Here is a 565-nt window from a genome sequence, read left to right as displayed (position 1 = left end):
AGATGGTTTCAACTACTTCGTCGAGAAACTCATCAACCTCGACCTGGTCGTATCCCTCACGGAACTTCACCGACTGGAAAGTCTTATTCAAGACATCCTCTGTCGAAAGCAGTGCCATTTCTTCACCTCTATATCTAAATGGGATTTGTACAGCGCTAGCCTCCAGACAATAATTTTGTCCACAGCACGCGCAGTCAAACTTTTTCTATCTCATAGACTACAGAATTTCATTGTAAGTGTGCACCTACATGAGCAATCTCGCAATTTCTCCCAAAATTACTACACCCGCAAACAGGACAATAAATCCCACGTCGAGAGAGATCTCGCCAAGCCGCAATGGAGGAATGAAACGGCGCAAAAAACGCAACGGTGGATCCGTAAGGGCGTAAATAACGTTCAGGAGCACAAGGAGCACACCGCGTGGCTGCCACTGCGGGCTGAAGAACTGAACCCAGTCAAAAACCAGCCTAATGAGTAGCACCAGCGTGTAAATCGAGACTAATAACGATAGCGCCTGTCCGATGTACCAAGACAAGTGTTAAAACCTACCTTTAGAAACCCAAGC

At 46.7% G+C, this 565-nt stretch carries 2 protein-coding genes; both read right to left on the bottom strand.

Annotated features, from left to right (window positions below):
• On the bottom strand, window positions 1–118 hold a 118-nt coding region (locus HMPREF1627_RS02065; RefSeq protein ID WP_034500755.1), incomplete at its 3' end, for a DivIVA domain-containing protein.
• Window positions 119–244: 126 nt separating this feature from the next.
• Window positions 245–535: a YggT family protein gene (locus tag HMPREF1627_RS02060; RefSeq protein WP_034500753.1), complete on the bottom strand. Its 291-nt coding sequence runs from the start codon at window positions 533–535 to the stop codon at window positions 245–247.
• Window positions 536–565 lie beyond the last annotated feature (30 nt).

It is taken from the genome of Actinomyces sp. S6-Spd3 (genome assembly GCF_000758755.1).
Classification (GTDB): domain Bacteria; phylum Actinomycetota; class Actinomycetes; order Actinomycetales; family Actinomycetaceae; genus Pauljensenia.
The sequence above is the reverse complement of the archived record's forward strand: the minus strand, read 5'-3'. Positions and strand labels throughout refer to the sequence as shown.